At 37.0% G+C, this 8,209-nt stretch carries 7 protein-coding genes and 1 pseudogene; all 8 read right to left on the bottom strand.

The annotated features are described in order from the left end of the window. Positions 1-1,464: pseudogene (locus RWM06_RS08900) on the bottom strand (CHAP domain-containing protein); the annotation flags it as partial. 11 nt (positions 1,465-1,475) lie between these two features. Then, the gene (locus RWM06_RS08895; RefSeq protein WP_313970859.1) at positions 1,476-3,833 is read right to left on the bottom strand and encodes a VirB4-like conjugal transfer ATPase, CD1110 family; all 2,358 of its coding nucleotides are present in this window, start codon (positions 3,831-3,833) and stop codon (positions 1,476-1,478) included. Then, on the bottom strand, positions 3,784-4,143 hold the full coding sequence (locus tag RWM06_RS08890; RefSeq protein WP_001097591.1) for a PrgI family protein: 360 nt from the start codon (positions 4,141-4,143) through the stop codon (positions 3,784-3,786). The genes RWM06_RS08895 and RWM06_RS08890 overlap by 50 nt, the downstream gene beginning before the upstream one ends. A 53-nt stretch (positions 4,144-4,196) precedes the next feature. After that, positions 4,197-5,051: a conjugal transfer protein TrbL gene (locus tag RWM06_RS08885; protein ID WP_001054257.1), complete on the bottom strand. Its 855-nt coding sequence runs from the start codon at positions 5,049-5,051 to the stop codon at positions 4,197-4,199. Positions 5,052-5,067: 16 nt separating this feature from the next. Next, positions 5,068-5,310 (bottom strand): hypothetical protein, encoded by a 243-nt coding sequence (locus tag RWM06_RS08880; RefSeq protein WP_000627865.1) that lies wholly within the window; start codon positions 5,308-5,310, stop codon positions 5,068-5,070. Positions 5,311-5,330: 20 nt separating this feature from the next. Then, positions 5,331-7,208, bottom strand: coding sequence for a VirD4-like conjugal transfer protein, CD1115 family (locus RWM06_RS08875; protein ID WP_313970860.1), 1,878 nt, complete (start codon positions 7,206-7,208; stop codon positions 5,331-5,333). Then, a complete protein-coding gene (locus tag RWM06_RS08870) occupies positions 7,208-7,696 on the bottom strand; it encodes a hypothetical protein (RefSeq protein ID WP_313970858.1) in 489 nt (162 codons plus the stop codon). Before RWM06_RS08870 ends, RWM06_RS08875 begins: the two co-directional genes overlap by 1 nt. Next, positions 7,686-7,985, bottom strand: coding sequence for a hypothetical protein (locus RWM06_RS08865; protein WP_000869753.1), 300 nt, complete (start codon positions 7,983-7,985; stop codon positions 7,686-7,688). Before RWM06_RS08865 ends, RWM06_RS08870 begins: the two co-directional genes overlap by 11 nt. Positions 7,986-8,209 lie beyond the last annotated feature (224 nt).

The following is an 8,209-nucleotide window of genomic DNA, read 5'->3' as shown; positions in this document are numbered from 1 at the left end:
AATGTACTCCTGAAGGGTAGGTTTTCCGTCTAAATCATAGTATCCATAACGATAAGTCATGGTTAGACTATCCTCGTTACTTTTCCCCTCAAATGGATTGTCCAATTCCTGCATGGAAGCATACACACCTTCTTCTTTTAGTTCCTTCATTTCCTCTTGATCGTCTTTTGATAGTTTATACTTAGGAGTTTCATAAAGGTCTTGCATGGATTTCAAATCTTCCCCATCGTTTAAATCATGCCACAAAGTAGACAGATAATCCTTGTAAGTTTCTGAACTAAATAAGTGAACTGGTTTGTGTAACTCATAGTCATGAAATTTAAAGTTCATATACCCCATCACATCATCAACTTTTGTGTAATAGGTAATTCCTTTGTCATTTGTACGAGTATGTTCTGCATCTTCCCAAGTTAGGTGGGTATAAGCTTTTGTTAATTCAAATTCATCTTGTTGAATCAAACTAGCAGATGAAAAACCTAAAAAGAAGCTCATCATAAGTAAAAGAAGAAAGACTATTCCTCCAACTATCCATGTTGCAGGATTCCCAGCCGCAAATGTAAAGAAGGAAAAGGCTGCTTTTAGTTTTTGATAGATATTTCGGACACTTGTAAGACCTTGTTTCTTTAATTTTCGATACCGATTTTTAAAGGAACTTGGATTATCTTTCGCTAGTTTCCATCCTTTTCCATCCTTAAAATGATGGTATCGCTCTTTTGTGTTGGTCAGCCTTTTCTTGGTAAAACGACCTGTTGCTTGTCCTGTTTTGACACTAGCTTTTCCAAGATTATAAGAAAGCCGACTGTAGCGTTTCCCTTTTCTAATGGTCTCTTGAAGTGTGCGATAGCCTTCTAAATCTTCATTTTCTGAAGCTAACTCTCCACCTTCACGTCCAAGAACATAAAGGAAAGTTTTGGCTTTCCTACTAACCTTTTTGGATTTATAGGCTTGTTTAGTAGATTTTAAATTTTCTTTGGCGGCCTTGACTTCTTTCTTAGCTTTTAATTCTTCTAAACTCTTCCCTTGAAAGAAAAAATTAGATTTTTGTTTCGATTCCTGACCGTAGAGAAATTTTTGATTGGTTTTTCTTTCTTTACGACTCTCTTTTCTTTCTTCTTTTGCTTCTACCTTGGCTTCTCTAAATTGCTTCTTGGCTATTTTCAATCGTTTCCTAGCATGAGGCAATCGTCTGTCTCTTAATTCTTTGCGATTCAAAAGAGATGGAGGACTATTTTGAAGGATGTGATTGTAATCTTCATTTGCTTTTTTTACTCTAGCCTTTGATGCTTCTCTCATCTCCTCTAGCTTTTCTTTTATCTCTTTTTTCCATGCTTTTTCATCCAGTACAGCGGAATCTTTTTTCTGTTTCCTTACCTCCTTCTTTCCTTTTTTCAAGAATTTCTTCTCATCTTTTAGACTTCTTCTAAATGCCTTTCGGGCACGTATGATTTCTCTTTTATCCTTCATTTACCTTCCCCTTAATTAGAAGCCATTTTATCAGGATCCGTACTCATGATATCAAACAATTGAGTACCTTGAGGAATCTTATTTTTAAAGGGAACGACAACTGAACCAGCTTTTATTAGTCCAGCCCCTTTTTCTGGATTGACTAGGTATTTTTCGAGTTCTTTTGACAAGCCTAAGAGTTGAACCAATTCTTCTCTATCATTTTTTGCTTGCTTGAGGAGAATCATAAATTCACTATTTGCAATAATCCGTCTACCATTTGGATCTAACAATAAGGTTTCGACGTTTTGGGTTATCCCAGTCGGACTAGCTCCATATTTTCTGACACGACTCCACAATTTAAAGAAGAAATCACTGGCATATTTATCTAATAAGAGAAGCTGCATCTCATCGAAATAAATCCAGGTCTTCTTCCCTAATTTTTGATTCCGAACGACACGATTCCATATCTGATCAAAAACAACCATAAGGGCAATTTGTTTCAGCTCATCTCCTAACTTTTTAACATTATAGATTAAGAAATTGGATCCTGTTTGAATATTGGTCTTATGAGAAAAAATATCAAGAGAACCTTCAACATACAGTTCCATATCAAGTGCCAAATTCTGCGCTTCTTCTTCTGGTTGTTGGCTCAAGACAAAGACCCATTCTTCCAAAGAAGGCTCTTTAAATGACTGATAGGTGAGTCTGGTAACTCGGTCGATAATCGATTTTTCTCTTCCATCCATTTTTCTATCCAATAACTTGCCGATAAAGGATAAAAGAAATTCTGATTTTACCTTTACAGGATCTTCATCCATATTTTCTTCAGACAAGTCAAGAACATTGAGATAGGTTTGGGAATCAGGCGCAATATCAATCATTTCTCCACCAAAAGCCCGTCCAATAACACTGTACTCTGCTTCTGGATCCACGATGATAATTTCTGTATTCTCACCAGATTCTTTGATTTTTGTTGTGATAATCTCATGCTTGGTTGCCATCCCTTTCCCAGCTCCAGATGTCCCTAAAATCAGACCAGACGGTGTATTTAATAAGCTGCGGTCAATGGTAATAATATTGCTTGAGATTTGATTGATACCGTAATATTTCCCACTACGGTCTTGTAAATCTACTGAAGTCCAAGGAGAGTTCACTGCTATATTGGATGTTAATAAACTCCGTGATACGCCCTCTAAAAAATCACAACCAAATGGCAGCAAACTATTAAAGGCTGCTTCTTGCATATATGGAAGTTTATCAATCATTAGGTCATTTGAGCCGGCCACTTGTTGAATAGTGTCTAAAGCTTGTTTGAGTTCTTCTTCATCCTGACCAAAGACCCCAATCAAGAAGACTGTTTGAAATAGTTTATCTCCTGTCTCGGTCATGGTTTTTAAGAGTTCCTCAGCTTCATCGATATTGCTTTCTAATACATGACCTACTTTTTCCAAATAGATACCTGTACGAGCAAGTTTTTGTTGTTCCCCAATCTTTTGGGATTCCATCAAGGTTTTCTTTGTTCGTAGTTTCTTCATGGCATCTGCCTTGGTCGAACTTTGAGCATGGAGGCTCACAATCAATTCCAAATCTCCTTGCATGAGGTCTCTGATAAACTGATCTCCTAATTCCATGCCGTAGTCTCTGACATAGACAATCTGCAATAAGCGGTCATTGATTTGTAGGTAATTCTTGTTTTTAAAATCCAAGAGGTTAGGAGCTATAAAGTGACGAGTTGTCTGACCCGATCTCGTTAAATCACGGTAAGAAAAAGGAAGATGGTGTTCTCCTCTAAGCATATCTGCCAACAAGTTCACCCGTTCTTCTCCAGCCAAGGATTCAAATCGAGCATCAATTTCTGAGAAACCACTCTTGAAATATTCTCCAATTTGAGACAAGGAACGATAGGCTTGTTTGGGATTAGAATCCTTTCTACCAAAGCTAATCAGTTTCACAGCTGAAAAGTTATTTTCACCACTGTCTAAATTCTGATTCATCATCCGATTCAATTCTTTACGATAGCTATCATATCCATCTTCTTTTTCCTCATACAAAACACTTTGTCTAAACTTTTCTAAATTCAATCTTTTATTAAAGATAGTCAATTGGAAGTTAGTTTGGTCATCTAGGGAGTTAATCAAATCAGAATACTTCTCAATGATTGCGCCCTTATCTTCTAAACCAACGGTCTGGTAATTGACATCACCAAGTAAATAGCTTTGTGAGAAATAATCTTCTTTTACCTGCATCAGACCATTTTGATACAGGGCTTGATAGGCAAGACTATTCGCCGTAGAAGGTAAAACTTCCTCTTTTTTCCCTTTAACTTCTTCCTTTTTATTAGTCATTGAAGTTTTTTGTTTCTTTAATGTATTTGATTTTCTTTTCATGTTCAGATCCTTTCTTTCCTGTAATTGTGCGTAGGGGAACCGTTAGTTCAAAATGAAGACGGTATTTCAAATAATGTTCAAAATATAAATCATTGGGTTTATAGACTCCAAATAGCATGAGGGGGATGGTAAAGGCAAACACAAAACCGTAAACAAACCAATCTCCAAATTGCCAGAAAAAGAGATTCAAGCCCAAAACAATAATTGTGACAATAAAGGCTGGTAAAACAAAGATGATTTGTCTTGTGGTGAAACCTAACCAAGCCCTGTGTTGGTATTTTGAGATGTCTTTAAAGACACGTGTATTCATGACTTTCCTTTCTAAAAAGGCTAAGAAGTAATCACTTCCTAGCCTTTATCTAATTACATACCTAAGATTGAGCGAGCCGTACGTTGAGAACCAACGAGTGCAATAATCAGTAAGATAGCTTGTACCAAACTACCAAACATAATCGCAAGTGATTGCAAGACTCCTGCACCATTTGAAACAGCTATTTTCCCAGCGGATTCAAATAAAGGAACAAGAGAAACAATTAGAAAAATGAGAACCCCTTGTACCGCATAGACCATAATATTTTTTAAATAGCCAATACCAATAGACTTCCATTCATCACTTAAAAATGTTGGAATCGTAAGAGGGGCAAATGGAATCATAAGGTAGAGTTGAATAAATCGAATAGATACCAAAAGATTGACCATGGCTGCACTTACTATCCGAACAAGCCAAATGAGGAGGGCGAAAAAGCCCACAATCATCCGGCCAATAAATCCTGAACCTTTTAATCCAGAGATTGTATCATACTTTGCCCCACCGTGAGCCACAATCGAGGCCACTTGTTCAATGGCGTGACTCGCAATCCCGATGATGGCTTCTACAATCACGGTAGTGTTGGTAATTACAACTGCGACCATGATATAACTAATCAACATCGGTGCTAATGCTTCAAAGGTCATCGCTCCTCCTGAGTTAGCAATTTTCTTTGCCATCTTCGAAAATTCTAAGATAAGAACAACTGATAAAATCGCAACTCCAAGGGGCTGCATGACACTTTTAGTAATACTAGACATATAAGTCCAAACGGTTGGATTATAGCTAGATAGAGATTTAATCAAATCTACCGTAGATTGTAAATCTACATTAAATCCTTCAAATAAATTTTCAGCTGATATTTTTTCAGATGCAAGGTAAACAAAGGGTGAGACTAAACTAAGATTCATGTCATTGTTTATCCTCCTAAATTGAAATCTGGGTTACAAAGGCCCCAGCAGCCCCGACCATAACTCCACCGACAATTTCAAGAATGGCATTCCGAACACCTGGCCCACCATCTTTAATGTTGGTTGCAAGATTGACAATCCCCACAACAACGAGAAAGGCACCAACCGCAATCAATCCCTTCTGTAACAAAGACATAGCTTGTGCAAACATAGCACTTGCGTCTACTCCATAAACAAAACCTTTAAAATGCGTAATCATCTATTTCCTCTTTTCTATTTTTATTTTAAACTAGATTCAAAAGTTAAATCACGAATTCTAAGGCCTTCAAGATGATTTTCTTGTCTTTGATTCAAAGGATTGATCTGATAGTTCCACCACCGTTCATCAGTTTCTTGATTGGCTAGGTACTTCCAGTTTGGATGCTTGATGGAATTGTATTTTTTGCTTTTAAAGACAGGCATATTGGCAATTCGAACCAAGCATTCATGACGTTTCATATTTCCGACTTCATCGGGTGTCATTAAATCACGAGCAATCTTTTGATGAGAAAGGGATCCTGAACCTGTCTGGCCAAAGGAACGACTAGTATTTCGAACATCAATGGTTTGTTTACCGAGTAACCCACTCATAAATTTAAAAGTATCTTCATCATTACCACCTAAGTAGACTAAGCTATCACAGTTCCCCAAAATGGTTTTCCAAGCTTCTTTTTCTTTATAGAGCCCTTGAAGTTGGGCAATATTTTGTAGAATGGGAACGAGACTCATATTTCGAGAACGGACTGTTGAGGTTTGTTCAGCAAAATCTGGAATTTCTCCGATATTTGCGAACTCATCTAAATAAACTCTCACATGAAGAGGCAATTGACCCTTAAAATCAATATCTGCTTGTCTTGTTAAGGTTTGAAATACAGTTGAAAAAAAGAGGGCTGAAAGAAAGCGAAAGGTACTATCGTTATCTGGGATAACTAAGTAAACCATTGATTTTTTCTTGCCCCAAGTCTTCATATCAAGGGTATCTCTTTTGGTCAAATCCATGACACTTTGAATATTGAAGAGGGCAAATTTAGCAGTGGTTACAGCTATAACAGAATCCAGAGTCTTATCCTTATAATTTTGAAAATCTGCCCAATTTCGCATGGTAAAATTGTCAGTTCCATACTTTTTAGCATAATTTTCAAATAGAATTTCTAAGACACTTTTTTCTTGATTCTCACCCTTGGATAAGTGTTTAATGAGTTTTGAGATTTCAGCAAAACTTGGATAACGCCCTCGTTTTTTTCGCTCTTCCACTTCTTTTTTTTGACGTTTCAACAAGTTTTGGTATTCCTTTTGACTTAAACGACTTTCTTCTATGAGCTGTTCTCTTGTTTTAGGTGGATTATAGAAATCGACCAAGTAGGAGGCTAAAGCTCGGACCAAAGTCATAGAAGCTTCATCCCAAAATGGATCACTACGGGAGCCAGAGCCTTTGGTGTTATTGAAATAAACCGTCAGCATGCGATTCAAATCATTTTCTGTCTCTATATAGCGAAAAGGATTGAAGCCATCTGAGTTCATCATATTGACTAAATCTAGCACCTTTACTTGGTAGCCATGTTCCAAAAAGAGTCTTCCTGTTTTCTCGGCTAAGTGATCTTTAGGATCCACGACAATATTGGAACTATTCATCTGAATCAGATTGGGTTTTACAAAGCGAAATGTCTTCCCACTTCCTGAACCTCCGATCACCGCAATATTCTTATTTCTATCATATTGGGGTGGTTTTTTATCTAATAATGTCAAACGAACATCTTGTGCTAAGATCGTATCATGAGAAAATTCCTTACCGTAAAAGAGCTTCTTTTCTTTTAGAGTTCCAAAACGGGCGCTCCCGTATTCTACTCCTTCTCGGTATTGTTTTTTACCAGTCTCTAGATAGAGATAAACCAGCAACATCATCACAAAACCTAGTAGAAAAAAAGCACTTGATTTTCCAGTAAAGGAAACATTCCATGGCGACTGAAGAACTTCATCTTGACCTTCCATCAGAAGATGAGTCCATTTATCTAATCTATTTCCAGTATAGGAATCATACAAAAGCGTCAAACGATGAAAAAGATAGCCTAGTAAGATACCTAACAGTGAGAATAGTAGGAATTTCTTTCCACTGTACATCATCTCACCATCTCTTTCTGTTTGACGGCTCCTTCTTGTCTAAAGGTAATTTGGGATTTAGCCTCATCAATTGCATCGTCTAATGACTTATCCATGGTAAAATCAGCTAATTTCTCCGGATCATTAACCATTTTTTCTAACAGATGGTCTAAATGATTGTCTAGAATCGAACGGTCTTTCGTGTAGAAATGTAGAGAATACCCTTTCCAAGCGATGGCTAAAGGAATCTCTTCTTTTTCTAAAAAAGCTTTAAATTTCTCTATATCAATTGGTTTATCTAAAAAATCTTTTTTCAGATTAATCGTATCAATCGAATATGGAGATTGTAGCAATTCTTCTAATTTCTGCACCCCTATCTTATAGGCGGAATCCTGTGCTAAAGCCTGCCGTCTAGACCATTCTAGAATCTTTAAAAGACTTTTGACAGTAAATAAAAGACTACGCTCAGCATATTGAACTGCCATTCGTTCCTGTTGTTCAGAGGACATCTGACGCCTCCTTCTTCACAAATAGCAGCTTTCCTTCTTTATAGCGATAAGCTATCAATTTCTGACGTTGCTTAATCGACTTGACAACCTGCAGTAGATCTCTCGAATATGGTTCTCTAAGAGTAACTTCTACTGCTTTCCCATCAAAGATACCAACACGTTTAAATTCAATGTAGTCTTTTTTGAGATGTCCTAAGCCCATACCAAAAGGAAAGTGATGAATCAACTGGATGGTACAACCACCTTTATTCCCCATTTGTTTCAAATCATACAAGTTTACTACCTTCATGATTAACTCCTTTATCTAGTTTGTCGCATCGTTTAAGTCTGGTAACGATAAACTCCGTGTCTGTTAGAAATTTCTCACACACGTCTTGTGCCAGTTGCCCTTCACAGGGAAATACTCTCAGTCCCTACTTACACAGGCACGCTAATCAAGACGGAGTGGATTCAATTTTCAAAGAACAGGTAGCTTTATTATAGATAAGAGTAGTTGAAATTTTTATCACATTT

This window comes from uncultured Streptococcus sp. (assembly GCF_963516575.1).
Taxonomy (GTDB): domain Bacteria; phylum Bacillota; class Bacilli; order Lactobacillales; family Streptococcaceae; genus Streptococcus.
Note: the sequence above shows the minus strand (reverse complement) of the source record. Positions and strands in the feature narration are given on the sequence as shown.

What these genes read in the sequence shown, in the direction of transcription:
- RWM06_RS08895 (WP_313970859.1), bottom strand. Translation starts at nt 3,833, where the DNA reads ATGAAAAGAAAATCAAATACATTAAAGAAACAAAAAACTTCAATGACT.
- RWM06_RS08890 (WP_001097591.1), bottom strand. Translation starts at nt 4,143, where the DNA reads ATGAATACACGTGTCTTTAAAGACATCTCAAAATACCAACACAGGGCT.
- RWM06_RS08885 (WP_001054257.1), bottom strand. Translation starts at nt 5,051, where the DNA reads ATGAATCTTAGTTTAGTCTCACCCTTTGTTTACCTTGCATCTGAAAAA.
- RWM06_RS08880 (WP_000627865.1), bottom strand. Translation starts at nt 5,310, where the DNA reads ATGATTACGCATTTTAAAGGTTTTGTTTATGGAGTAGACGCAAGTGCT.
- RWM06_RS08875 (WP_313970860.1), bottom strand. Translation starts at nt 7,208, where the DNA reads ATGTACAGTGGAAAGAAATTCCTACTATTCTCACTGTTAGGTATCTTA.
- RWM06_RS08870 (WP_313970858.1), bottom strand. Translation starts at nt 7,696, where the DNA reads ATGTCCTCTGAACAACAGGAACGAATGGCAGTTCAATATGCTGAGCGT.
- RWM06_RS08865 (WP_000869753.1), bottom strand. Translation starts at nt 7,985, where the DNA reads ATGAAGGTAGTAAACTTGTATGATTTGAAACAAATGGGGAATAAAGGT.